Annotated in this window: 23 protein-coding genes; 10 read left to right on the top strand and 13 right to left on the bottom strand. The window is 35.3% G+C overall.

All coding sequences use genetic code 11. From position 1 onward, the window contains the following. Positions 1 to 349: 349 nt before the first annotated feature. Positions 350 to 1,630: an aminotransferase class I/II-fold pyridoxal phosphate-dependent enzyme gene (locus FW778_RS10020; RefSeq protein WP_150414569.1), complete on the bottom strand. Its 1,281-nt coding sequence runs from the start codon at positions 1,628 to 1,630 to the stop codon at positions 350 to 352. Between the two features lie 185 nt (positions 1,631 to 1,815). On the opposite strand from FW778_RS10020, the gene pafA reads away from it, so the two are divergent. Then, complete coding sequence (pafA, locus tag FW778_RS10015) at positions 1,816 to 3,447, top strand: alkaline phosphatase PafA (protein ID WP_150414568.1); 1,632 nt, start codon at positions 1,816 to 1,818, stop codon at positions 3,445 to 3,447. Between the two features lie 10 nt (positions 3,448 to 3,457). Here pafA and FW778_RS10010 read toward each other — a convergent pair whose 3' ends face one another. Continuing rightward, positions 3,458 to 4,831, bottom strand: a complete 1,374-nt coding sequence (locus FW778_RS10010) for a dipeptidase (RefSeq protein WP_150414567.1) — start codon at positions 4,829 to 4,831, stop codon at positions 3,458 to 3,460. A 284-nt stretch (positions 4,832 to 5,115) separates the two neighbouring features. Then, the gene (locus tag FW778_RS10005) at positions 5,116 to 6,573 is read right to left on the bottom strand and encodes an LptF/LptG family permease (protein ID WP_150414566.1); all 1,458 of its coding nucleotides are present in this window, start codon (positions 6,571 to 6,573) and stop codon (positions 5,116 to 5,118) included. A gap of 54 nt (positions 6,574 to 6,627) precedes the next feature. On the opposite strand from FW778_RS10005, the gene FW778_RS10000 reads away from it, so the two are divergent. Further along, positions 6,628 to 7,263: a hypothetical protein gene (locus FW778_RS10000; RefSeq protein WP_150414565.1), complete on the top strand. Its 636-nt coding sequence runs from the start codon at positions 6,628 to 6,630 to the stop codon at positions 7,261 to 7,263. Here FW778_RS10000 and FW778_RS09995 read toward each other — a convergent pair. Further along, positions 7,232 to 7,612, bottom strand: a complete 381-nt coding sequence (locus FW778_RS09995) for an START-like domain-containing protein (protein ID WP_150414564.1) — start codon at positions 7,610 to 7,612, stop codon at positions 7,232 to 7,234. The genes FW778_RS10000 and FW778_RS09995 overlap by 32 nt on opposite strands. Positions 7,613 to 7,858: 246 nt before the next feature. Between FW778_RS09995 and FW778_RS09990 the strand changes: the two genes are divergently transcribed. The 3 genes from FW778_RS09990 (at position 7,859) to dinB (ending at position 10,631) form a co-directional block, all read left to right on the top strand. Continuing rightward, positions 7,859 to 8,734: a sigma-70 family RNA polymerase sigma factor gene (locus FW778_RS09990; protein WP_235906189.1), complete on the top strand. Its 876-nt coding sequence runs from the start codon at positions 7,859 to 7,861 to the stop codon at positions 8,732 to 8,734. Between the two features lie 166 nt (positions 8,735 to 8,900). Beyond that, positions 8,901 to 9,422 (top strand): ribosome maturation factor RimM, encoded by a 522-nt coding sequence (gene rimM, locus FW778_RS09985; protein ID WP_150414563.1) that lies wholly within the window; start codon positions 8,901 to 8,903, stop codon positions 9,420 to 9,422. A 30-nt stretch (positions 9,423 to 9,452) separates the two neighbouring features. Continuing rightward, on the top strand, positions 9,453 to 10,631 hold the full coding sequence (gene dinB / locus FW778_RS09980; protein ID WP_150414562.1) for a DNA polymerase IV: 1,179 nt from the start codon (positions 9,453 to 9,455) through the stop codon (positions 10,629 to 10,631). Here dinB and FW778_RS09975 read toward each other — a convergent pair. After that, positions 10,602 to 11,018, bottom strand: coding sequence for an RrF2 family transcriptional regulator (locus FW778_RS09975; protein WP_150414561.1), 417 nt, complete (start codon positions 11,016 to 11,018; stop codon positions 10,602 to 10,604). The genes dinB and FW778_RS09975 overlap by 30 nt on opposite strands. A 129-nt stretch (positions 11,019 to 11,147) precedes the next feature. On the opposite strand from FW778_RS09975, the gene FW778_RS09970 reads away from it, so the two are divergent. Next, on the top strand, positions 11,148 to 11,777 hold the full coding sequence (locus FW778_RS09970) for a peroxiredoxin (RefSeq protein WP_150414560.1): 630 nt from the start codon (positions 11,148 to 11,150) through the stop codon (positions 11,775 to 11,777). A gap of 9 nt (positions 11,778 to 11,786) precedes the next feature. Here the strand turns inward: FW778_RS09970 and FW778_RS09965 are convergent, their stop codons facing one another. The 4 genes from FW778_RS09965 to rlmN all read right to left on the bottom strand — a co-directional run bounded on the left by FW778_RS09965 (position 11,787) and on the right by rlmN (position 15,521). Then, positions 11,787 to 12,554: an RluA family pseudouridine synthase gene (locus FW778_RS09965; RefSeq protein WP_235906188.1), complete on the bottom strand. Its 768-nt coding sequence runs from the start codon at positions 12,552 to 12,554 to the stop codon at positions 11,787 to 11,789. Then, positions 12,532 to 13,578, bottom strand: coding sequence for a pseudouridine synthase (locus FW778_RS09960; RefSeq protein WP_202552209.1), 1,047 nt, complete (start codon positions 13,576 to 13,578; stop codon positions 12,532 to 12,534). Before FW778_RS09960 ends, FW778_RS09965 begins: the two co-directional genes overlap by 23 nt. Positions 13,579 to 13,682: 104 nt before the next feature. Further along, the gene (locus FW778_RS09955; RefSeq protein ID WP_150414558.1) at positions 13,683 to 14,375 is read right to left on the bottom strand and encodes a Spy/CpxP family protein refolding chaperone; all 693 of its coding nucleotides are present in this window, start codon (positions 14,373 to 14,375) and stop codon (positions 13,683 to 13,685) included. A gap of 84 nt (positions 14,376 to 14,459) precedes the next feature. Further along, positions 14,460 to 15,521, bottom strand: coding sequence for a 23S rRNA (adenine(2503)-C(2))-methyltransferase RlmN (gene rlmN / locus FW778_RS09950; RefSeq protein WP_150414557.1), 1,062 nt, complete (start codon positions 15,519 to 15,521; stop codon positions 14,460 to 14,462). Positions 15,522 to 15,639: 118 nt separating this feature from the next. On the opposite strand from rlmN, the gene FW778_RS09945 reads away from it, so the two are divergent. Continuing rightward, entirely contained in the window at positions 15,640 to 16,839 is a 1,200-nt protein-coding gene (locus tag FW778_RS09945; RefSeq protein ID WP_150414556.1) for a thiolase family protein, read from the top strand. A 4-nt stretch (positions 16,840 to 16,843) separates the two neighbouring features. Here FW778_RS09945 and FW778_RS09940 read toward each other — a convergent pair whose 3' ends face one another. From FW778_RS09940 to hisS, 4 genes are all read right to left on the bottom strand, one after another. Next, a complete protein-coding gene (locus tag FW778_RS09940; RefSeq protein ID WP_150414555.1) occupies positions 16,844 to 18,031 on the bottom strand; it encodes an FtsX-like permease family protein in 1,188 nt (395 codons plus the stop codon). Between the two features lie 71 nt (positions 18,032 to 18,102). Further along, positions 18,103 to 18,744 carry an ATP-binding cassette domain-containing protein gene (locus tag FW778_RS09935; protein WP_150414554.1) on the bottom strand — a complete coding sequence of 214 codons (642 nt, stop codon included), beginning with the start codon at positions 18,742 to 18,744 and terminating at the stop codon, positions 18,103 to 18,105. A gap of 38 nt (positions 18,745 to 18,782) precedes the next feature. Continuing rightward, positions 18,783 to 20,504 carry a DUF4836 family protein gene (locus FW778_RS09930; protein ID WP_150414553.1) on the bottom strand — a complete coding sequence of 574 codons (1,722 nt, stop codon included), beginning with the start codon at positions 20,502 to 20,504 and terminating at the stop codon, positions 18,783 to 18,785. A 114-nt stretch (positions 20,505 to 20,618) separates the two neighbouring features. Continuing rightward, on the bottom strand, positions 20,619 to 22,127 hold the full coding sequence (hisS, locus tag FW778_RS09925) for a histidine--tRNA ligase (RefSeq protein WP_235906187.1): 1,509 nt from the start codon (positions 22,125 to 22,127) through the stop codon (positions 20,619 to 20,621). Between the two features lie 89 nt (positions 22,128 to 22,216). Between hisS and FW778_RS09920 the strand changes: the two genes are divergently transcribed. From FW778_RS09920 to FW778_RS09910, 3 genes are all read left to right on the top strand, one after another. Further along, a complete protein-coding gene (locus FW778_RS09920) occupies positions 22,217 to 23,029 on the top strand; it encodes an energy transducer TonB (protein ID WP_202552173.1) in 813 nt (270 codons plus the stop codon). Positions 23,030 to 23,124: 95 nt separating this feature from the next. After that, on the top strand, positions 23,125 to 23,379 hold the full coding sequence (locus tag FW778_RS09915; protein ID WP_150414550.1) for a hypothetical protein: 255 nt from the start codon (positions 23,125 to 23,127) through the stop codon (positions 23,377 to 23,379). Beyond that, the gene (locus FW778_RS09910) at positions 23,376 to 24,311 is read left to right on the top strand and encodes a PstS family phosphate ABC transporter substrate-binding protein (RefSeq protein WP_150414549.1); all 936 of its coding nucleotides are present in this window, start codon (positions 23,376 to 23,378) and stop codon (positions 24,309 to 24,311) included. The genes FW778_RS09915 and FW778_RS09910 overlap by 4 nt, the downstream gene beginning before the upstream one ends. Positions 24,312 to 24,318 lie beyond the last annotated feature (7 nt).

Raw genomic sequence — 24,318 nt, 5'->3', positions numbered from 1 at the left:
TAACAGGGGTGGATTTCCATCCGGCCCCTTTTTTTTATTTCTTAAAGAGAAATTAAAGTTAATGCAACGTCTTTTGAAAATATTTCGACTACAATTATAAAAATGGCGAGAGCTATATAAAAATATTAAGAAACTTGTAAAAGTTTCAAACTCGGTTTTTCATAGGATATTGGATTATAACAGGGGTGGATTTTTATCCGGCCCCTTTTTTTGTTAATAAATTCTCAATATAACCTTTGCATACAACCTTCTGTAAAAATATCAAGACTATAATAATAGATTCTCAGTGTTAAGATTTAATGGTTAAGATTTTTTGATAATCCCGGGCTTCTTTCCAGTTGCCCGGTTTTTACATATCTCCCTTTTGACCATATCCTGCTAAATCCGCCATGTCAGGAATTTCTTCGGCTTTATAAGCCCCTGCATCTAATTTCTTTTTAGTTGCCTCGAAAGCTTTTAACGTAATCTCTGTATCCTCATCTGTATGAGCAGCGGTGGGAATTAAACGATAAATAATCTGGCCTTTTGGAATAACCGGAAAAACTACTACCGAACAAAAAATATTATAGTTTTCCCTCATATCCACAACCATATTAGTTGCCTCAGGTAAATCTCCTTTCATGTAAACAGGAGTTACCGGGCTGTTCGTTGTTCCAATATCAAAGCCCTTTTCTCTAAGGCCGTTTTGAAGTTTGTTCACATTATGCCATAATTTTTCACGAAGCTCGGGCATAGTCTTCAGCATTTCCATCCTCTTCAACATTCCTTCAACAACTATTAAGGGTAAACTTTTTGCAAAAATCTGGGAGCGCACATTATAACGTAAATAGGTCATTATACTTTTTGGGCCGCTTATGAAAGCACCGATGCTTCCCATGCTCTTTACAAAAGTGCTAAAGTATAAATCAACTCCTTTCTGGCAACCTTGCTCTTCGTCTGCGCCGGCACCGTTAGGTCCCATAGAACCAAACCCGTGCGCATCGTCAATAAGTAACCTGAAATTATATTTTTCTTTTAAAGCAACAATCTCTTTTATCTTTCCCTGGTTTCCGCTCATGCCAAAAACCCCTTCTGTTATTACCAGAATTCCGCCACCATTTTTTTCCGCCATTCTAACTGCACGTTTTAGTTGTTTCTCGCAATCTTCAACGTCATTATGTTTATATTTATAACTAAACCCCACGTGTAGGCGCACACCATCAACTAAACATGCATGAGCTTCACCGTCATAAACTATCACGTCATGCCTGTTCACCAAGGCATCAATACAACTCATTATTCCCTGGTATCCGAAATTCAACAACATTGCATCTTCCCGGCTTACAAATGCTGCCAAGATTTTTTCCAGTTCTTCATGCATGGCAGTATTGCCGCTCATCATGCGGGCTCCCATAGGATTACCCATGCCCCAATGTGCTGCAGCCTCCGTATCAATCTTCCGGGTTTCGGGATGATTTACTAAGCCTAAATAATTATTAAGACTCCATACAATTTTCTCTTTTCCCCTAAACAACATCCGGCTTCCAAGCTCTCCTTCAAGTTTTGGGAATGCAAAATACCCATGTGCCCTTTCAACATGTCTTCCTATCGGGCCACCATCTTTCATCATTTTTTCGAATACATCTACCATGTAAATATTATTATATCGTTATGAATGTTGGCAAAAATACGGCAATAACAATTAGAAAATTTGCCACCCATCTTAATTCGGCGAGTTACTTAAATTTTCACTTTTGTTTTCTAAGTAAACAATTTTATAATAATGAAAAGTTATTTGTTGGGCTATCTTTATAAAAAATCTTTACAAGAAAAACTATGATAAAGAAAAATTTTATCGTTCTCTTATTTCTCTTTACCGCAACATTTTCCTTTGCCCAGGCAAATAAAGTACCAGCTCATCCTAAGCTTATAGTGGGCCTCGTTATTGACCAAATGCGTTGGGATTATTTATACCGTTATTATAATCTTTATTCAGAAAATGGTTTTAAGCGTTTAATTAATAATGGCTTTAGCTGCGAAAATACTTTTATTCCTTATGTCCCTACTTATACCGCGCCGGGCCACACGTGCATTTATACAGGAAGTGTTCCGGCAATACATGGTATTGTGGCAAATGACTGGTACGATAAAACAGCCGGTAAAAATATGTATTGTACAGATGATTCCATAGTAAGCACAGTGGGCAGTAATTCCCTGGAAGGAAAAATGAGCCCACGGAATCTGTGGGTGACCACCCTAGGTGATGAGCTGCGACTTAGCAATAATTTTTCGAGCAAGGTTATTGGAATCGCAATAAAAGACCGTGCATCAATTCTTCCCGCAGGGCATACTGCAAATGCTGCTTACTGGTTTGATGCGTCGGTAGGTAAATGGATTACCAGTAGCTATTATGAAAAGGAATTACCTGACTGGGTTATTAAGGAGAATGAAAAAAAATTACCGGATGCTTATATGTCAAAAGACTGGAATACTTTACTTCCCATCTCAAAATATACATTAAGCACGGCGGATAATGAAGATTTTGAAGGTAACATACCGGGTGAAACAACTCCAACTTTTCCGCATAAACTTTCCCAAATAACAAAAGGTAAATATGAAGTTTTTAAATACACACCCTTTGCTTCCAGTTATACGTTTGATATGGCAAAACAAGCAGTTAAGAACGAAGAATTAGGCATGGGAAATTTTGCAGACATGCTTGCGATAAGTATTTCTTCAACTGATTATATGGGACATACTTTTGGCCCTAATTCAATAGAAGCGGAAGACACTTATTTAAGACTTGACAGAGACATAGCAGATTTTTTAAGCTACCTGGATGCGCAATTAGGAAGAGGAAATTATTTGCTGTTTTTAACGGCGGATCATGGTGTAGTAAATGTTCCGGGTTTTCTTGAAGAGCATAATGTTCCTGCGGGTACTTTTAATACTTCATTATTAATATCAACTATAAATAAAATGCTTTCTGAAAAATATGGTTTGAGCAACGGAATTATTGCAATTGAAAATAACCAGGTTTATATGAATAATAATGAGATTAATAATAGCGGCAAAAATAAAAATGATGTTGAGAATTACATTATAAGTTATCTTAAAACACAGCCTTATATTGAAAATGCTTTTTCGACGGAAAATATAGCTACTCAATCTATGCCAGCCCAAATAAAAGAAAGACTTATAAACGGATATAATCCGAAACGCAGCGGGGAGATAGGTTTCTTTACAAAACCTGCATTTACGGGAGGCGGAACAAAAGGAACTACCCACGGCGCATGGAACCCTTATGATGCTCATATCCCCTTATTATGGTTTGGATATAATATTAAGCCCGGCAAAACAAATCGCGAAGTTAATATGACTGATATTGCTCCAACATTATCAGCTATTCTTAAAATTCAAATGCCAAATGGCAGCATAGGAAAAGTGATAGAAGAGATAACGAAATAAAAATATTTAATTATTTAATTTGTTCTTCTGCGAAGTACTTATGAAAATATGGAATGGTTTCAATGCCTTTATAAAAATTTTCAATTCCGTATTTTTCATTTGGCGAATGAAGGTTATCGCTATCGAGACCGAAGCCCATAAAAATTATTTTTATTCCAAGTTCTTTTTCAAGTATTGAACAGATGGGGATACTGCCACCACCACGAACAGGAATGGGTGTTTTGCCAAATGTTTTTTCAACAGCTTTTGAAGCGGCCTTGTACCCCTTGCTTTCTATGGGAGTCATGTATGGCTCGCCACCATGGTGCTCAAATGCTTTTACCGCTACCGATGGCGGAGCAATTTTTTTAAAATAATCCAATAAAAGTTTTGTCATTTTTACTGATGATTGATTTGGAACTAGACGTGCAGAAATTTTTGCAGTGGCTTTTGAAGGCAACACTGTTTTTGCACCTTCTCCCATATAGCCCCCCCATATGCCATTTATCTCAAGTGTAGGACGGATACCGGTTCTTTCGTTTGTAGTATATCCCTGTTCGCCCCATAATTCTTTTACCCCCACTTCCTTTTTATATTCATCTTCATCATAAGGCGCTTTGTTCATTAATGCTCTTTCTTCGACGCTTGCTTCCAGTACATCATCATAAAAACCTGGTATGGTAATGTGGTTATTATCGTCGTGGCAAGATGCTATCATTTTGGAAAGTACCGTAATAGGATTTGCAACCGCACCACCATAGGTACCGCTATGTAAATCCCGGTCTGCTCCTGTTACTTCAACTTCTATATAAGATAAGCCGCGAACGCCAATGTCCAGCGATGGATTTTCCATACTTAACATAGAACTGTCGCTTATTAATATAACGTCGGCCTTTAAAAGGTCTTTATTTTCTTCGACAAATTTTCTCAGATTAGGTGAACCAACTTCTTCTTCTCCTTCTATCAAGAATTTAATATTGGTAGTCATGGTATTTGTCTTTACCATAGTTTCCAATGCTTTTACATGCATAAAAAATTGCCCCTTATCATCAGCAGAACCGCGGGCATACACTTTTCCATCTTTTATAACCGGCTCAAACGGCCCGCTGTGCCATAATTCGAGCGGTTCTGCTGGCTGTACATCATAGTGACCATATACAAGCACAGTTGGTTTATTTGCATCAATTATTTTTTCTCCATACACAACAGGGTGTCCTGCGGTCGACATTATTTCCGCTTTATCAGCTCCCGAAGCGAGTAAGCTTTGTTTAACGGCTTCAGCACAGGTAAGCATATCTTTTTTATGTTCGCTTTTCGCACTTATTGATGGTATACGTAACAATTCAATCATCTCACTTAAAAATCGTTCTTTATTTTTTTTCTGATAATCTTTCCAGGTTTCCATGTGTTTTATTTAAAATATTATTGTGCCTATAAACGAATATATAACTTTTGAAGATTACAATTTAAATGCAAGTTATTTCCAAATAAAAAGGTTCGATAGAAAATTAACAGGCAGACTTAAAATAGTTAAACTTTTTTTTGGAAAACATAATTCTTAATATATACATTTGCACCAGATTGCTTTTCAATTCATCAGCCTTTGCTTAGTTGCATCAATTTCAATTTGTGGTGCTTCTTTGCAAAGGCTGAGTCAATTTTATGATGCACATTTCCTGCTGTTTTTTCTTACTTTTTTAATTCAGAAAATTTTCTTTTACGGGATTTTATATTTTTAATAAGCCTGTAATAAAATTCTTTATTAAATAATTGTGAGTCGTGCATGGCTTTATAAGTTAAGAAAAATCCTACAGGTGTAAGTATAATTACCGGCAGCCACATCCCTATAGTAGGAACGAGCAGGTGATCTTTGGTAAATTTTTCGCCGAAAATATTAAGCAGGTAAAATATCATAAAAAATATTAAGGCCACAACTAAAGGTAAACCCAGCCCGCCTTTCCTGATTATAGAGCCCAAAGGGGCGCCAATAAAAAATAGTACCATACATGCAATAGAAAGCGATAATTTTTTATGCCATTCAATTTTATGTTGAATTATATCATCAACTTGGTTGTCGTAAACACTTCCCGTAACTTCAAGCAGGCTGCGGATACTTGAAACCGTACCCATTGCCTGGTCTCTCACAATTGTTTTCAAGCTATCTGGTATGAGATCATCAAAAGACTTTACTTTTTTATTGATAATTATTTTATCTGCAACTTCTGTTTGCTTTTTGGTCCTTGTGCTATCTCTATATTTTGTGTACTGAATGTATGCTTTTAAATCGCTGCGGTTTTGCCGTATCAGCGAGTCCGGTATTTTTTTTAATGAATCAATATCTTTGTCAAGTAAGCGTAGTGTTTTCATGCGCATATTATTCATGAAAAGACTATCGGAAGTTTTTTGAATATTCAATTGAGTAAGGTCGAAAAGTTTATTATATTCTTTAAAACCCATTTGCACATATTCGTTGTTTGCAGAATTGTATTCTCCTTTTTCTGAATAACGCTGTCCATTTTGTAAATGAAATTCCAGGAATTTTTTATCGGCGCTTACTGTCATTTTACCGCTTTCAGAAATAATAGTATTATCCTGGATGCCGTTTGATTGTTCATAAATTAATACATTATGCAAAGTGCTTTTATCTTTTTCTTTTTTACCAACCTTAATGGAAAATCCGCGAAATCCATTATAAAAAACACCATCCTTTAAATCGAAAGCAGGGCTCTTTCTGTAGATGTCATTATAAATAACGGCAAATTTTAAATTGGCAACTGGTGCAATATAATTGGCAAATAAAAAAGCAACTCCGGTGAGAAGAATAGATACAAAAAATAAAGGCCTCATAAATCGCAACAACGATATACCCGATGATTTAATAGCAACCAATTCAAAATTTTCTCCCAATTTTCCAAAGGTCATAATTGAGGAAAGTAAAATAGCAATTGGCATAGCAAGCGTAACTAATGTAGCACTTGCATAAATGAGAAATTTAGTGAGGGTTATAAAATCAAGACCTTTGCCTACAAGGTCGTCAATGTATTTCCACAATATTTGCATCATAAATACAAATAATGTTATAAAGAATGTAGCTACAAACGGCCACATGAAAGCTTTAAGAATTAATTTGTCGAGTTTTTTAAACATGCAGTTTAACCCAGTGGGGTAATATGTTATTCCCTTTTAATGTAAATTTCATTCATGAACCCTCAAACAAAAATACATCTTTCAAAACTTGAAATTGAACTCGCACAAAACAAAGAGTGGATTTTAACGAAGCGCTCTATTATAAATAAAGTGTGCAAGCTTTTTGGAGAAATGCATAAGATTTATAAACAAATTGCAGGGCAGGAAACATCTTTAATTATTGATCGATATAAAAATTCCGGAGGTAAAATTTCTAAGGGAGAAAATTACAAAGAGCTGCCTTATGTTATAATGGATTATCCCGCCTTATTCACCAAAGAAAACATATTTGCCATCCGAACAATGTTTTGGTGGGGAAATTTTTTTAGTATTTCACTGCATCTTTCCGGCAAAAAATTTCAATTACAAAAGGATCTCTCAAAACTTTTTTTATTTCTGCAAGAAAATAACTTTTACATCTGTGTGTGTGAAGATGAATGGCAGCATAATTTTGAGCCTTCCAATTATGTCAAAGTTTCCGACTTTGATCAAAATAAATTTAGAGAGATTTCAAACAGAAATTTTTTTAAAATCGCTAAACGACTGGAGATTAATAAATGGGATACTGCTCCTGAATTCCTGGAGAAATCCTTTACAGAGATAATAGAATTTTTGAAAATTAGTTTCCCAGCCGGTGAAAAAGATCTTTAACCTGCGTTTCCCAAAGCTGGCTTTGGTCTTTGATTTCTTTTTTATCTGCAAAATCATTAATTACCAAAATCGTTTGGTTGGTTACTTCGGATTTATCAATACTAAACTCAAAGTACTCATCTTTGGGAGAAGATAACCAATGAAAACGTATTGATTTATTTTCTTCGCTTTCTACAACTTCTGCTTCTTCGGTGGAACCATTCCAGGCAAAACTAAAACGTCCGTCTTTATCTTCAACCTTATCAGCAAACCATTCCTGCAAGCCGGTTGAGGTAGATAAAAATTCGTATAATATAGCAGGTGAGCATCTGACTGGGTATTCCAGCGTGTATCTTACTTTCTTACTCATTTTTTAAATTAAAACTGTACAGTATATGTGCAATAATAGAAAATAAATTAACTAACTAACCTAATTTATACTTTTTTTTTATTATTTCTTTTTGAAGCGTGGAATAAGACTGAATATTCCAGAATTAATAATTTATCAAAAATTAACATTTTTTTTGGTCACATACTTAAAACTATCTAAATTACGTTACTCTCTAGATTTATTGAACTACCACACCAAACTGATTTTAATTTTAAAATAAGTCTTATGAGTATGCGTCAACTTAAAATTTCAAAATCCATAACCAATCGCGAGAGCGAAAGTTTAGAAAAATACCTTCAAGAGATTGGTAAGGTGGATCTTATTACTCCTGAGGAAGAGGTAAAGCTTGCTCTCAGGATAAAGCAGGGTGATCAGCAAGCATTGGATAAACTTACAAAAGCCAATCTTCGTTTTGTGGTATCAGTTGCAAAGCAATATCAAAACCAGGGGCTTACCTTACCCGATTTAATTAATGAAGGTAACCTTGGCCTCATAAAGGCTGCCCAGCGTTTTGATGAAACAAGAGGCTTTAAATTTATTTCTTATGGTGTATGGTGGATACGCCAAAGTATTATGCAGGCATTAGCCGAGCAATCCAGGATTGTGAGACTTCCTCTAAACAAGGTGGGATTGACTAACAGAATCAGCAGGGCATACACACATTTGGAGCAGGAATTCGAACGTACTCCAACAGTGGAAGAACTGGCTTTTTTTCTTGATATAGAAACCGAAGAAGTTGCAGCTACTTTAAATGTTGCTGCCAGGCACGTGAGCATGGATTCTCCATTAAGTGATGGCGAAGAAAGTACTTTAATAGATGTTTTGGTTAATGGAAATGCAGATAGTGCAGATAAGCAGATTATGTTTAACGATTCTCTTAAAAAAGAAATTGCACGGTCGCTAAGTATATTAACTGAAAGACAAAAAGAAGTGATTTGTTTATTTTATGGTATCGGGATGGAGCAACCTTTAAGCCTTGAAGATATCGGCATGAGATTTTGCCTTACACGGGAAAGAGTAAGGCAGATTAAAGATAAAGCGCTTACCAAACTTCGTTCTGCATCCAGGTGTAATCTTCTTAAAGAATACATGGGCGTATAAAATTCTTGTAATAATTGATTATTTAAGTGAACCCTTGAGGTGTTCACTTTTTTTATGTCTTTATTTTAAAAATGCTTTATAAAGAGATCAACTTTTTCCTCTTTGGAAGATATCCCATCTTCATTTTTAGTTTATTATTTTTTCTAAAATACCTTTGCGATTATTTATGAACAATTATTTCAAAATAGGCAGGCTGGCAGCCACTTTCGGATTAGAGGGGCAATTAATTCTTGAACACAGCCTTGGAAAAAAAACGTCTTTGAAAGGGCTCGAACATATATTCATTGAGGAAACTAATGATTCCTTTCTTCCTTATTTTATTGCAGCGGCCAAGATTAAAAATGATAAAGAAATCTATATTAAGTTGGAAGGGATTAGTTCAAAGGAAGATGCAAGAAAATTAATTAAAAGAGAAGTCTGGTTAATTGAAAGTGATTTTAAAAAATTTTCAGCAAGTGCTGCACCCATTTCCCTACTTGGTTTTATGGTTGTTAATGAAGATAGTGAATTGGGTGAAGTAGTTGAAGTAATAGAACAACCTCACCAGGTTTTATGCAAAATAATGCTGAATGGAAAAGAGGCACTCATTCCTTTACACGAAGATTCACTAGAGAAAATTGATAAAAAAAACAGGAAATTATATTTGAATTTGCCAGAGGGATTGCTGGATATTTATAGAGATGCCTGATAAATGAAAATGTAAATTTGCTATTATCTTATGCAAGTTTCTTCCTCCAATCTTATTGCCCATTTCGATCTCGACTCGTTTTTTGTTTCGGTGGAATTTATAAGAGATCCTTCATTAAAGGGGAAAGCTGTTATAGTAGGAGGAAGTAAAGAACGCGGCATTGTTACCACATGCAGTTATGAAGCGAGAAAATTTGGTGTTCATTCCGCAATGCCAATGGCAACTGCAATGCGCCTTTGTCCGCAGGCTATAGTTGTAAAGGGAACTTATAGTGAATATAGCAGGTATTCAAAATGGGTAACACAGATTATTGCATCTAAAGCGCCCCTTTTTGAAAAAGCTTCTATCGATGAATTTTATATCGATCTAACGGGCATGGATAAGTTTTTTAATCCTTTGCAATGGACGATTGATCTTAGAGAATTGATAACAAATGAAACGGGTCTCCCTATTTCTTTTGGAATTGCAAGAAATAAAATGATTGCAAAGATGGCAACCAATGAGGCAAAGCCAAATGGATTTTTGCAAGTACCGTTAGGGAAAGAAAAAGAATTCTTATCAGCGCTGGAACTTAACAAAATCCCAGGCGTTGGAGAACAAACTAACCAGGTATTGCAAAATAATAGTTTTAAATATATCCGTGATATTCATAATTCTACGCCTGAGAAGTTGGAGAAAATCTTAGGAAAATGGGGAGTTGATTTGTGGAACAGAGTGCAGGGAACTCATCATTCGACCATTTCTCCTTATCATGAATCAAAATCAATTTCAACTGAAAATACGTTCGAAGAAAATATCACCGATGTAAATAAACTCATGAGTGAAATTGTCCGGATGTCAGAAAAAATTGCATTTGAATTAAGAAAGGATGAAAAAGTTGCAGGATGTGTTACTGTGAAACTTCGCTACCCGGATTTTGAAACTACTTCACGTCAAACTAGTATTGCTTACACAAATGCTGATGATGAAATAATTCCCATCGCCAAAAATCTCTTTCATAAATTATACAAAAAAGGGCAACCGGTAAGGTTGTTAGGTGTGAGATTAAGTGATTTAACTAACGATGCTGTTCAGGCAAATCTGTTTGAAAATATTGAAAGGAAAAATATTTTATATAAAGCTATTGATGATGTAAAAAACAGGTTTGGCAGTAATAGTGTAAACAGGGCTTCAGGAAAATCAGATCGAGGCAAAAATAATATCGTGTAGGGTTTTCTTTTCTAAAATTTTTAAAGTTGCATCCCGTGTAATAGTCATAACCTTGCGAATCCCACAGTATGTCTCATCACAATCTTCACATCTTTCATAAAAATTTAAACTTACACACGGTAATAATGCAATAGGCCCGTTAATAACCCGTATGACTGTTGCAAGATTTATTTTTTTTGGTGAAACTTTTAAAGAATAGCCGCCGCCCTTGCCTTTCTTACTTTCAAGAAGATCTGCTTTTTTTAATTCATTTAAAATATTCTCAAGAAATTTTAGTGGAATTTTTTTTGCCTTTGAAATATCGGAAATCAAAATAGGACCCTTCCCGTAATTTTCGCCGAGATAAGATAGCGCCCTGAAAGCATACCTGGTTTTTTTTGAAAGCATTATTTTTTTAATGTAAGCTAAAATAATAAGAAGTTTATTCTTTTGTTACGCAAATTTATAAAATATCCCCTACTAAATTGGTAGGATATTAATACCTTCGCAAAATCTTTTAAATAAAATCTTACAATTATGAGTTTACAATTAGGCGATACAGCGCCCGATTTTACCGCAGAAACAACTGAAGGTAAAATTAATTTTTATGAGTTTCTTGGTAACAGTTGGGGAGTTCTATTTTCCCATCCAGCCGATTTTACACCTGTATGCACAACAGAATTAGGCAGAACTGCTGCGCTAAAAAAAGAATTTGAAAAACGTAATGTAAAAGTGCTTGCAGTAAGTGTTGATCCGTTGGACAAACATAATAGCTGGAAAAATGATATTAATGAAACCCAGAATGTCACCGTGGATTTTCCTATAATCGCTGATGAAGATAAAACGGTGGCCAATCTTTATGGTATGATGCATCCTAATGCCTCTGCTACCGCTACGGTTCGCTCTTTATTTATAATCGGGCCTGATAAAAAAATCAAGCTTATGATTGTTTATCCAGCTTCTACAGGAAGAAATTTTAATGAGGTATTAAGAGTGATTGATTCTTTACAACTCACTGCCGACCAGGGTCTCACTACGCCTGCTGACTGGGTTCCGGGAGAGGATTTGATTGTATCGCCGTCTATTAGTACTGAAGATGCAATTAAAAAATTTCCTAAAGGTGTAAGAGTTGTAAAGCCTTATTTACGTTATACGCCACAGCCCTAATTGATTTGTTTATTTTAACACGGCTGGGCTCCTGTTCTTTTTTAATTGCTGCAATAATGCTTTTATATCTTTTGGAACAGGCGCCTCTAACGTATGCAGATTATTATTCGCATCTTTAAAGTTTAACCGATAAGAATGTAAGGCTAGTCTGTTTAAGATTGGCCTTTCTTCTTCTTCGCCTTTGCTCAGTTTATATTTCTTTTTAAATGATGAAAGCAATATTGGCTTTCCATCTCCATATACAGCGTCACAGGCAATAGGATGTCCTGCATATTTCATATGAACCCTTATCTGGTGCGTTCTCCCGCTTTGAATATTAAATTGAACTGCTGAATAAATTCCATAATCTTCCAATACTTTGTATTCAGTTAAGGAAGGCTTTCCTTTTTTATGTATTGCCATTACTCCTTTATGTACCGGATGCTCTGCAATAGGTTCGTTAATTGTTCCTGTTTTATCAGGAAGGCTTCCTTTTACTATTCCTAAGTAAATTTTTTCAATATTTCTTTTTTCAAATAATTGGGAAAGATATTTATGAGTGACTTCGTTTTTAGCAAACAATACAAGCCCGCTTGTGTCCCTGTCCAGCCTATGCACAATAAAAATTTTACCATACTGCTGTGATAAAATTTTGTATAATGATAACTGCGTCTCATCGTGCCTGTCAGGTATCGTGAGCATTCCTGCAGATTTGTTTACAGCGATAAAATCTTCATTTTCAAAAATTATCGAAACGCCTCTTAGCTCCATTGGATTAATTGAATTCTGATGTATCAATTTTTTTGTTTTCTTTATTCGCAGTTCGTATTGATTTTTGTTTATTCATGTATTTCAATAAGCGAACTTCTTTTTCACTTAAATAACGCCACTTTCCACGCTCTACATTTTTTTTGGTAAGATTAGCATACATAACTCTGTCGAGGCCTTTTACATCATAACCCAAATGCTCAAAAATGCGACGCACAATACGATTGCGGCCACTATGTAATTCTATTCCTATTATACTTTTATCTTTTGAATCAGCATAAGCCAAAGCGTCCGCGAAAATTTCGCCGTCTTCTAATTTTATTCCATTTAATATTTTCTCAAAATCATTTTTGGTTAATGGCTTATCCAGTTTTGCTTCATATACTTTTTTTACGTTGAAACTCGGATGAGTCAATTCCTGGGTAAGTTGACCGTCATTGGTGAGTAATAAAACGCCTGAAGTATTTCTATCTAATCTGCCAACAGGATATATTCTCTGATCAGTAGCATTTTTAGTGAGTTGCAAAACTGTTTTCCTGTTCTGCGGATCATCAGTAGTAGTTATATAATCTTTAGGTTTATTAAGTAAAATGTAAATAAGATTTTTAGTTACAAATAATTTCTTTCCATTAAATATTACTTCATCTTTTTCACTTACTTTAAATGCAGGTTGAGTAATAATTTTTTTGTTGACCGTAACTTTTCCATCAATAATCAAACTCACGGCATCCCTGCGGGAAGTAACGCCACAGTGTGCCAAATATTTATTCAGCGGCATTTCAGATGTATCTGTAATTTTCTTTGTATTTGAAGAACTTACCGTTGCCTGCTCTTTTTTGGGCTGAGGATATTTTTGTTTTCTTCCAGGTTTATCGGCAACAACAGGATTATTTGAAGAAAATGCCCGTTGGCGAATTGATCTTTTTTCCTCAAAATGTTTTTCAATTGCAGCAGCCCGTTCTTTCTTAGCATTTTTTTTATCCTGCTTATGCTTTTCCTTTATTGCTGCATTATTTTTTGGGTTGATAAATTTTTTAAAAGGTTGCTGGCTCATGTAGAAGTGATTTGCTGTTTTTTCAACAGTAGTGAAGTGCAAAGATAAAATAAAACAGGTGAACCAAATTTTTGATTCACCTGCCATTTTCAAAGGGAAATTATTTATGAGTCTTTATTGGCTCTTTTATTTTTCCATTCCTTCATTCTGTTATTTCTAAACTCTTCTCTTTTCTTTAGCTGATCAGCAGTAAGAATATTTTTCATGCTTTCACGCATGTTCTTATGCAGGTCCATTAATTGCTCTTTCTTTTGCTCTTCCGTTAATGATGAATTTTCCTTGATTGCTTTCATTTGTTCCATGGAACTTTGCTGTTGCTTCTTGATTTTTGCAACCTGGTCATCGGTTAGGCTCAAATCAGTTTTCATCTTTTCCATTCTTTTCTCCGCCATCATTTTCATCTTTTCACTTCTTTCTTTTTTTGCCTGAGCCATTTTATTTTTTTGCTCCGTTGTGAGAAGTGCCTCGAATTTTGACTTTCTTTCCTGTTCAAGACTTGCTTTTTTTGAACGGTAATCTTTAAGGGTTATGTTGCTATTTTTTTCAAGATCCTTCACCTGGTTTCTATAATCATCATTGATTGATTTCACCTGTTGTTTTTGAGCATCAGTAAGGTTAAGTTGATTCATCATCATGTGATGGTGATGAGGTTTATTCATTTCATTTCCTCTTTTGTGATGATGCATGCCCATTGCGGATGGCTTGCCTAAAGAATCTGTTGCATTACGTTTTATTTGCGCATTGGAAGTAATTGCTATTAAACTGAACGCTGTTAATGCAATTAGATATTTTTTCATGTGTATATTATTTTGTTAATAATAGACATAGTTGTATCAGCCGGGTTTAATAGCATTCAATAATAAATTGTTAAAGAAAATAGTTTAGTTTACTGCCGAAGGCTCCAGGTTTTTATTGGCAAGCTGACCGCAGGCAGCATCAATATCTTTTCCACGGCTGATCCTGAGCCTTACATTTACACGATGGGCGGCGAGGTAATCCATAAATTTTTGCGTAGCATCTTTGTCAGGCTTTACAAAAGTTGCATTATCGATAGGATTGTATTCAATAATATTTACAAGGTGTACGGGCACCTGTTTATAAATTTTTATAAGGTCATCGGCATCCTGGATTGAATCATTTTCGCCCTTAAATAAAATGTATTCGAAAGTGATGTCATTTTTGGTTTTATCGTAAAAATAATTGAGCGCCTCAATCAATGCTTTTATATTATTGGTTTCATTGATGGGCATTATTTCATTCCTTTTTTTATCATTAGCTGCATGAAGAGACAGTGCAAGATTAAACTTTACGCCATCATCGCCCAATTGCTTTATCATTTTAGCAACACCTGCTGTTGAAACTGTTATTCTTCTTGAACTCATACCAAGCCCATCATTCGCAGTAATTCTTTCAATAGCTTTTAATACATTTTTATAATTAAGCAATGGTTCACCCATTCCCATAAAAACAATGTTGCTTAATTTTTTGCCATAAGTTTTTTCAGCCATTTCGTTCAGCAAAACAACCTCATCATATATTTCATCAAAATGAAGATTACGCTTTCTATCCATATAACCTGTTGCACAAAATTTGCAACTCAGGCTGCATCCTACCTGTGAAGAAACACAGGCCGTTTGCCTGTTATCTACCGGTATTAATACGCCTTCAACCAAATGACCGTCATAAGTTTTAAATCTTGTTTTTACAGTTCCATCGCTGCTGTATTGTGAAGCATCCGTATGAATTGCAGGTAAAGAAAAATTATCCGATAAATTTTGCCTAAGCTCTTTGCCCAGGTTGGTCATGTCTTCAAAATTTGTGGCATGTTTTTGCCAAAGCCATTCCCACACTTGTTTCGCCCTGAATTTTTTTTCATTGATAGTGGCAAAGTATGCGGTAAGTTCTTCCAAAGAAAGTGTTCTGATATTTTTCTTTTCATTCATTTTGCAAAGATAAATATTGTAATGATGGTTAAATTGTTAATTGGTTAAAAAGTTAATTTGGTTAATTGGTAAAGTTTTGAGCTAACCGTTATCTTGCATAATTATTAAAAAAAAGGAAATGCAAACTGTGTATGTTATTGATGCCTTACGCACTGCTATAGGCAGGTATGGCGGCGCTTTGAGCACTATTCGCCCTGATGATTTACTGGCTGATGTAATAGAAGCATTGATAAAAAGAAATGGAAAAATAGACGTAAATGACATTGAAGATGTAATTGCAGGAGATGCTAACCAGGCCGGAGAAGATAATCGTAATGTCGCACGAATGTCGGCCCTGCTAGCAGGTTTGCCGGTTTCTATCGCGGGAAATACAGTAAACAGATTATGTGCTAGCGGTTTGCAAGCAATTATGGATGCATCACGTGCGATAATGTGCGGAGATGGAAATATTTTTTTGGCAGGTGGTGTTGAAAGTATGACGAGAGCTCCCTTTGTGATGAATAAGGCTGATGGCGCTTTTAGCAGGCGGTCGGAAATCTATGATTCAACAATTGGCTGGCGTTTTCCTAATAAAAAACTCACCGATAAATATTATCCTTATTCCATGGGTGAAACAGCAGAAAATGTCGCAGGACAATGGAAAATATCAAGGCATGCCCAGGATGAATTTGCTTTACGAAGCCAGTCAAAATATTTTGATGCGCTGGCCGCCGGTAAATGGAAAGATGAAATTGTTCCGGTTGAAATAACCCCAAATAAAACTGAGCAAATCATTTTTGATAAAGATGAACATCCAAGGAAAACTTCCTTGGAAAAATTGTTGCAGCTTAGACCTGCGTTTATGAAAGATGGAACGGTAACCGCAGGAAATTCGTCTGGGATAAATGATGGCGCAGCAATGCTAATGCTTGCCAACGAAAGCATGGTAAAGAAATACAACCTTAAGCCAATTGCAAAAATAAAAAGCATGGCTGTTGCGGGTGTGGATCCTGCTATTATGGGTATTGGCCCCGTACCGGCGACCCAAAAAGCATTACAGCGTTCTGGCCTTTCCGTTAGTGATATTGATTTAATAGAATTGAATGAGGCTTTTGCATCGCAATCTATTGCATGCATTCATGAATTGGGGCTTGATCTCGAAAAGGTAAATGTAAACGGCGGATCTATTGCTATCGGCCATCCGCTGGGATGCAGCGGTGCCCGAATTTCCACCACGTTATTATATGAAATGAAAAGGAGAGGAGCGCATTACGGACTTGCAACTATGTGCGTGGGAGTAGGGCAGGGCGCTGCAATGATTTTTGAAAATGTGCAATAATTTTTTATATAATATTATTTAATTCCTTCTTTACCAAACCGGAATTAATAAATACGGTTAATGCCAATAATAGAATTGCGATGAGCCAGACACTCCAATGCAACAAGAAGGAAAGATCTTCCTTATCTACAAATGAAAACTGAAGGAATAATAAGTGAAGTAGTTGCGTAATTATTAAAGCGCCAATAATTATAAATAAATAGACAGGCAGCCACGTTTTAGCAACGCTGTTCGTAAGCCATCGGGGCGAGTAACCTAACGTTAGCAATAAACGAAGATTATCTTTGCTTTTTGCAATCATCAATTGCAGGTAGAAAGAAAAAAGTACGAGCGCCATTACAATTACCAAAATGCCAAAAATCCCCAATGCACTGACAATATTTTGCAGAATACTTTTTACCCGGCTGAATTTTACTTTGTCTTTGTTAAGGTGATAATTTTGTTGGTCTAAAAATGAAATAAGCTGTGGATCATTGGCATCTTTTGTTTTTATATAAACCCTTGAAACCCGTGTAGCCGTGTCCCCGCTGAGATGAAGGTTGCTCCAGTTCATAAAGGTTTTTGGAACAAGTAATGAATTAATCCGATCGCTCAATGCAACGATATTTCCTTTAAAATTTAGGGTTCCGTTTGGTCCGGAGCATTCTAAAATAATATTTATTGATGAAATAGTTTTTGCAGACAACTGCGGTAATCCCTGTGCGGGGGCAAAGACATTATACATCTCTAAAAAATCGGAAGAGAAAATAATGGGCACAACCGACTGACCTGGTTGCCAGGTAAAAGATGGAGGAACTGTATCAATAAAATCTTTATCGATACTTTCTAAAAAAAGATCGGTGCTAAATGGAATAACATCACCAGCAGTAGCCCTTACCCGGAACTGATTGGAGATTAAAGGAGATAATCCTTCAATAGCGGGATATGTTTTAAGTTTATTTAAATCTTCATTTGTAAAACTATTATCCTTTCCCATGTTTTCATTGGTGATGTTTTTAGAAATTGAAATAAAATCATAACCACTTTTGCGGGGGCTTTTTTCTTTAAGCAATTGCTGAATGTTTATAAACATTTGCATTGAAAACAATAATAGCAACACACCAATTCCTAATCCAAAATAGCCCAGCCATTTTGAAAAAATATTTTTTCCTGAGATAATTAAAGGCTCGATATTTTTATATGATAACTCCATTTCAATGTACGATGTTTAACGCATTTACTCTTTTATCAATTTATCAATGCAGCACTAAAACAATTCAATCATTACAAAGTCAACACTTTTTCTCCTTTTAAAAAATCAAGTTCTTTTAAGTCAGCGAAAATCATTGCTGCATTTCGTTTCCCGCATTCTTCATAAATAAGATCCATTGCTTTTTTCCTGTTCACTTCATCCAGGTGACTATATGGTTCATCTAATAATAAAAATTCAAAGGGTTGCATTAAAGAACGGATAATAGCTATACGCTGCTTCTCGCCATAGCTGCATGTTTTTACCTGTTGGCTTAATTTTGTTTCAATGCCAAGCCTCCCGGCCATTTCATCAATCATTTCAGGTGGATGAAATGGATGCAACCTTCTTTTTATCTCTATATTTTCTCTTGTGGTTTGATCTTCAAATAATCTTAAATCCTGGAAAATGATGCTTATTTTATTTTGCCGGAATGAAGAAAAGCTTTCCGTAGAAAGCTTTTTAATATCTGTTGCATCGTAAGAAATGTTGCCGGTATAATCTTTTCTTAAGCCATATATAAAATGTATTAAAGACGTTTTGCCGGTTCCTGAAGGCGCAACAATATGTAGGTGTTCACCTTTTTTAATTATTATGTTTTTACCCCATACCTGCGATCCGCTAATATTTTTTTTGTCTATATAATCAGGTACAATTTCCTGCAGGTTTATCTGCATAATATTTCAGCTTCTATTATAAAATAAAATTCGATAAATTATTTATGACCTACTGTGTCGATTGGGGGCGGGATAATCAAAGAATCTGTCATCTTCATTTCAGATTTTTCTTTATCCTTTTTTTCTTTTTCAACCTTTGCGATTGCATCGAAGTAATGATTCAATTGTTTCAGGCTGTTGGTGCTTTGGTCAATAAAATTAATTTCAGTGTGCCCTGTTAATGCATTATCCTTGAAGTCGCCTGTAGTTACATAAACATTGTTCCATAGCTTGAGGCTTTCATCCATAAGCAACTTTTTATCAGCATCGTTTATTTTTTCGTTGGCCATTACGGAAAGTATTTTATGTATATCTATATATAATCCAACAGAGTGGCCGCTCAGTTTATCTATGAAATCGTATTTGTTATTTGCATTTCCTGCAAGATAATCGTTAAGAAAATGTTGGTGATTGGTTATAGCAAATACCTTATCGTTTTGGCCATACGCAATTGAAGTGTCATTTCTTCCCATTTCGCCGCCGATCTTTTTGCCTGCATCAAGAAGCTTTTGAAAGCTGGTTTTATCGCCTATTGAAACAGAAAATAAAACATTAAAATCGGGTTTGGTAAATGAGGGCGTTGTGGAATCTGCAGCCGCTTGATTATTAATAGTCGATCCATTTTTTATGCTAAGATCGCTAACAGCAAGTGTGAGATCGCCTTTGTTGGCTTTTACAAAGTCATCGAGATTAAATCCCATTTGGCTGGAGTACATATTTAAAAATCCATCCATTCCCATAAGCTTGATAAGTTCTTTAATTGCTTCCGGCTTATAATTTATTGCTAAAACACCTAATACATTTTGCGAAGGAATGTTTTTAATCATGTCGGTATTAATACTGCCTCCGCTATATTTTTTAAGAAAATCGCTGAACTCTTTTCCTGCATATCCTTTGTGATTAATATCAATTTTTCCGTTATCGAAGTTTACGGAATAAGTGCCGATATTATCTTTAAAAAATACATCCAGTTTAAGCATGCCAAGCATCCCAAGCGAGGAGGAGCTCTTCATTATTTCTTCACTGTTTACCCATGCATGTATATCACCTTTTTCTTTAAGAAGTTTTGTAAATTTTTCATTTTCTGCAAGGCTACTATCCGACTTCAATGAGAAAAGATTTTTGCAGGTTGCGGCAAGACCAACACTTTTATCCACTAATGGGGCCACATTAGTTTGGTTGCCTGTATTATTGTTCATGGGGTTAAACCTTGAACTTGCGTTACTTGCATCAAAGGCGTAAACAAAGTGTTTGTCATTCCAGGCAACTACAGCCTTATCATGCAACTTAAGAATATTTAAATCCCCATCTTTACTAACGGTAGCAGAAGAATCAAAGCTTTTATTGAATTGGGCAAAATTATCTGCATTTTTAATGCTTCCCTCCAAAACAGCTTCTCCTTCGGTTCCGGGATTTTTACCAACAAAAAAAACAAGACTGCTGTTTAAATCAATTCCGCTGTTTTCCGGGTTATCCAAAATCTTTTTTATTTCCGGGTTTGACATGGCCTTGTCCTGGGATTGTTCCAGAGCCATATTGTACCAGTTGGAATTTTTTATATCATTCCAGGTAAGTTTTTCTTTAAGAGATTTTGTATTAAGCTGAACTACAAACATTGCATTTTTGGGTATCATTTTGCCCTCTTCATTTTTTTTACTGCATGATGTAAACAAAAATGCCACTCCAACAAACAGAAGTGTGAGCTTGAAAAAAGATTTCATAATAGCTGTTTTAAAATTTTATAATCCGGTATTTATGAATAACCATTAAAATAATTTAGAAAAACTAATTCATTTTATTATTAATCACAAATTTTGAATAAAGTAACCGGTTTATTATCTAAAATATGAAGAAAGGTTGTCGACGGGGATAGTTTGTTGTTCTGCCTTTAAAAGGTCCCTTACAATGCATGTTTTTTGTTCCACTTCATTGGAACCAATAATTATTGCAAAAGGTATATTTTTTTTTGAAGCATACTTAAACTGCTTATCCAGTTTTGCATTTTCATAAAACAACTCACAACTTATTCCATTGTTCCGGAGAACCTGCATTTCTTTAAAAGCAACTGTTGATTCTTTTTCACCCAGGTTGAAAAATAAAACGGTTGTTGATTTATTAATGTCTTCCGGAAAAATATTTAACTCAGTCATTACATCGTAAATGCGGTCTACACCGAAACTAATACCGACACCAGGTATATTTGGTAAACCAAATAAACCTGTGAGATCATCGTATCTTCCGCCTCCGCCAATGCTTCCCATTTCTATGTTTTTCGCTTTTACTTCGTAAATAATTCCTGTATAGTAATTAAGCCCTCTTGCCAACGTAAAGTCAATATTTATTGAGCTTGTAGAAGATTGACCGGCAACTTCGTTTATATAATTAAGAATGATTTTTAATTCTTCAATTCCTTTTTGGCCAGTTTCAACATTATTTAATAACGTAGTTATTTTAGTGAGCTTTTCATCATTGCTCCCGCCAATTTGCAGGTAAGATTCAATAACTGAAATTTGCTGAACAGATAAATTATTTTCTATCAGCTCTTCTTTTACTTTTTCAATTCCTATCTTATCGAGTTTGTCAATTGCTACCGTAATCGCACTCATCTTATCACTTCCTCCGCATACTTCCGCCAGCGCCGCTAATATTTTACGGCTATTGATTTTAATATCTACATCAATTTTCAGCCTTCTAAAAACCTGCTGGTAAATTAACGCCAGTTCTGCATCACTTATTAAAGAATTGGTCCCTGCAACATCTGCATCGCATTGATAAAATTCCCGGTATCTTCCCTTTTGCGGCCTGTCTGCACGCCAAACGCTTTGCATTTGGTAGCGTTTATACGGCATCGTTAGTTTGCCATAATTCATAGAAACATACCGGGCAAATGGAATAGTAAGATCGTAACGTAAAGCTCTTTCCGTAATATTTTTTTCATTTTTTCCTTCAAGAATTTTATTAAAACCTTTTTGTATTTCTTCTTTCTTTAAAGGATTATCAAGGCCGTTATTAAGTATTTTAAAAATAAGTTTATCCCCTTCATCTCCATATTTTCCCATAAGAGTTTCCAGGTTTTCCAGAGCGGGCGTTTCTAACGGTTCAAAACCGTATAACTCGAAAACATCTTTGATGGTATCAAGAATAAAACGTCTCCTTCGAATTATGTCTGCGCTGAAGTCCCTGGTGCCCTGTGGTAATGATGGTTTCATTTTTTGCCTGTGCGGAAGATTTATTTTATAAGCCGCAAAAATATGATATTCAATTGTACCTATAGATTTATCATGCACAATGGTTTGATGAACTGCTAAAAATTTCTTTACAAAAAGTTTATGAAAAAAAATCAATCATGCATCTTACGTTTAAACGGCGCCGGTTTTTGATTTAATAAATTTTTAATTCTGAAATGCATTGCATTTCTGCAAAAAATATAATCATGAACCAGGATACAATTTTACAAAGTAATTTATTGGATATTATTTTTGAGAATCGTAATAAAGATTACGGTGCGTATACCTTACGGAAATCGTATACCAGCAGGATGCGTATTGCTTTGCTTTTGATGATGGCATTGTGCTTATTGCTTTGTTTACTGTTCTTACAAAAACCTTCGTCAATTGCAAAAGTGAAAAGCATGATATTGGCAAGCCCAGATCGCAAACTAGATAACTACCAGCCTCCCTCACAACCGGCACATAAAGTTGTAGTAAATAATATTCATCCAAAGAAAATAAATACCAATGAACTACCTCCAAGAATTGTAGATTCCATTAATATTAACAAATTACCTGCAACACCACTTGAAACAATACAGTCTATAAATCCAACAAGTGTTTCAGCAATTAATTTTCCCGGCGGTGGTGAAGGGTTCGGTAAAAATTTAAAGATAGGCGCAGAAGCACCTGCAGCTCCTGCCACGAAAATAAATAAGCCAGGACCTGTAGATGTTGCTGATATAATGCCCCAATATCCGGGTGGAGTTAAAGCGTTGCTTGATTTTTTAAAGAAAAACCTTCATGCGCCTGAAGATGTGGAAGAAGGGGGTGAAGTATCAGTAAAAATAAGATTTGTTGTAGACTATAATGGAAAGTTGGAAAGTTTTGATGTGCTAAAATCGGGCGGATTTGTTTTTGATAATGAAGTAATAAGGGTATTGAAGAAAATGCCTTTGTGGATTCCCGGAAGAAGCAATGGCGAAAATGTATCAGTTTATTATGTGGTGCCCGTAAAGTTTACCAGTGAATTTTAAAAAATATTTGGATAAATATCTGTGTTGTCACCTTTTTTTAAACACTATTTCTTCATTTTATTTTATCTTGCCAACGGCCAATATAAATTTCTAATATGAGTCTTGAAGAATTTGAAAACACAGAGGACAAGAGAACAAAGCGATATATTTTAATGAAAAGTGTTATGGACTTTGGCATGGGTATTTTATATATCGGTGTGGGAGTTTTTATAATTTTTTCTAAACAGCTTCATTTTAGTAATAATTTTACGGATAGCACCCCGGCGAAAATTTTTGCGGGATTAATTATTATTTATGGTGCATGGCGATTTTACAGGGGTATTAAAAAAGATTATTTTAGAGAAAGATGATACATAAATTAAAAAATAAAAGAATAAACCTGGCGCTGATAATATCAGCTTTTGCGTTAATTCTTTTACCAGGTTGCTCCGGCCGTAATGTACGTACTGACCTGGATACAACTAATAGTGGCATTATACATATAAGCGTAGACGAATCTTTTGAACCGGTTATCGATTCGCAAATACAGGTTTTTGAAGCGCTATATCCTAAAGCAAAAATTATTGCAGAATATAAGCCCGAGGCTGATTGCTTTAAAGATTTGATAAAAGACAGTACCAGGATGATTATAGTGACCAGGGGGCTTACAGACCAGGAAGAAAAATTTTACAAAGACAGTTTAACTTTTTACCCGGCGTATGATAAATTAGCAAACGATGCAGTTGCAGTGATTGTTAATAATGACGATCCAGATTCACTCTTTTCAATGGATAAAATTCGCGGTATATTGAATGGCTCAACAGGAGATAAGCAAGTGGCCGTTTTTGATGGTTTAAAAGAAACAAGCACCATTCGTTTTGCAATTGATTCTATTTTGAAAGGAAAACCTTTTGATCCTAAAAAGGTTTTTGCTGAAAAAAATAGCCTGGGCGTTATAAATTATGTTGCCGATCATAAAAACGTATTGGGCTTCGTTGGCGTAAGCTGGATAGGAAATAAGGAAGATACATCGCAATTAAGCTTTTTGAAAAAAGTAAGAATCGCGGCAATTGAATGTAATTGCCCGGAAAAGACCTATGTAAAACCTTACCAGGCCAATATTGAAAGGAGACGTTACCCAATGGTACGCGGTTTGTATTATATTTTAAAAGAAAATTACAATGGCCTCGGCGGGGGGTTCGCAAATTTCATGACTTATGAAAAAGGACAATTGATATTTATGCGATCCTACTTATGGCCAGCAAAAATGAATTTTACGATACGTTCTGCAACTCTAAATTGAAAATATA

Origin of the sequence: Ginsengibacter hankyongi (genome assembly GCF_008710285.1) — a bacterium.
GTDB lineage: Bacteria > Bacteroidota > Bacteroidia > Chitinophagales > Chitinophagaceae > Ginsengibacter > Ginsengibacter hankyongi.
This window is presented reverse-complemented; position numbering and strand designations above follow the sequence as displayed.

What these genes read in the sequence shown, in the direction of transcription:
- FW778_RS09930 (WP_150414553.1), bottom strand. Translation starts at nt 20,504, where the DNA reads ATGAAATCTTTTTTCAAGCTCACACTTCTGTTTGTTGGAGTGGCATTT.
- FW778_RS10000 (WP_150414565.1), top strand. Translation starts at nt 6,628, where the DNA reads ATGAACCCTCAAACAAAAATACATCTTTCAAAACTTGAAATTGAACTC.
- FW778_RS09975 (WP_150414561.1), bottom strand. Translation starts at nt 11,018, where the DNA reads ATGCTTTCAAAAAAAACCAGGTATGCTTTCAGGGCGCTATCTTATCTC.
- FW778_RS10005 (WP_150414566.1), bottom strand. Translation starts at nt 6,573, where the DNA reads ATGTTTAAAAAACTCGACAAATTAATTCTTAAAGCTTTCATGTGGCCG.
- rlmN (WP_150414557.1), bottom strand. Translation starts at nt 15,521, where the DNA reads ATGAATGAAAAGAAAAATATCAGAACACTTTCTTTGGAAGAACTTACC.
- FW778_RS09910 (WP_150414549.1), top strand. Translation starts at nt 23,376, where the DNA reads ATGATACATAAATTAAAAAATAAAAGAATAAACCTGGCGCTGATAATA.
- rimM (WP_150414563.1), top strand. Translation starts at nt 8,901, where the DNA reads ATGAACAATTATTTCAAAATAGGCAGGCTGGCAGCCACTTTCGGATTA.
- FW778_RS09940 (WP_150414555.1), bottom strand. Translation starts at nt 18,031, where the DNA reads ATGGAGTTATCATATAAAAATATCGAGCCTTTAATTATCTCAGGAAAA.
- dinB (WP_150414562.1), top strand. Translation starts at nt 9,453, where the DNA reads ATGCAAGTTTCTTCCTCCAATCTTATTGCCCATTTCGATCTCGACTCG.
- FW778_RS09990 (WP_235906189.1), top strand. Translation starts at nt 7,859, where the DNA reads ATGAGTATGCGTCAACTTAAAATTTCAAAATCCATAACCAATCGCGAG.
- FW778_RS09945 (WP_150414556.1), top strand. Translation starts at nt 15,640, where the DNA reads ATGCAAACTGTGTATGTTATTGATGCCTTACGCACTGCTATAGGCAGG.
- FW778_RS09995 (WP_150414564.1), bottom strand. Translation starts at nt 7,612, where the DNA reads ATGAGTAAGAAAGTAAGATACACGCTGGAATACCCAGTCAGATGCTCA.
- FW778_RS10020 (WP_150414569.1), bottom strand. Translation starts at nt 1,630, where the DNA reads ATGGTAGATGTATTCGAAAAAATGATGAAAGATGGTGGCCCGATAGGA.
- pafA (WP_150414568.1), top strand. Translation starts at nt 1,816, where the DNA reads ATGATAAAGAAAAATTTTATCGTTCTCTTATTTCTCTTTACCGCAACA.
- FW778_RS09915 (WP_150414550.1), top strand. Translation starts at nt 23,125, where the DNA reads ATGAGTCTTGAAGAATTTGAAAACACAGAGGACAAGAGAACAAAGCGA.
- FW778_RS10010 (WP_150414567.1), bottom strand. Translation starts at nt 4,831, where the DNA reads ATGGAAACCTGGAAAGATTATCAGAAAAAAAATAAAGAACGATTTTTA.
- FW778_RS09920 (WP_202552173.1), top strand. Translation starts at nt 22,217, where the DNA reads ATGAACCAGGATACAATTTTACAAAGTAATTTATTGGATATTATTTTT.
- FW778_RS09960 (WP_202552209.1), bottom strand. Translation starts at nt 13,578, where the DNA reads ATGAGCCAGCAACCTTTTAAAAAATTTATCAACCCAAAAAATAATGCA.
- FW778_RS09935 (WP_150414554.1), bottom strand. Translation starts at nt 18,744, where the DNA reads ATGCAGATAAACCTGCAGGAAATTGTACCTGATTATATAGACAAAAAA.
- FW778_RS09970 (WP_150414560.1), top strand. Translation starts at nt 11,148, where the DNA reads ATGAGTTTACAATTAGGCGATACAGCGCCCGATTTTACCGCAGAAACA.
- FW778_RS09955 (WP_150414558.1), bottom strand. Translation starts at nt 14,375, where the DNA reads ATGAAAAAATATCTAATTGCATTAACAGCGTTCAGTTTAATAGCAATT.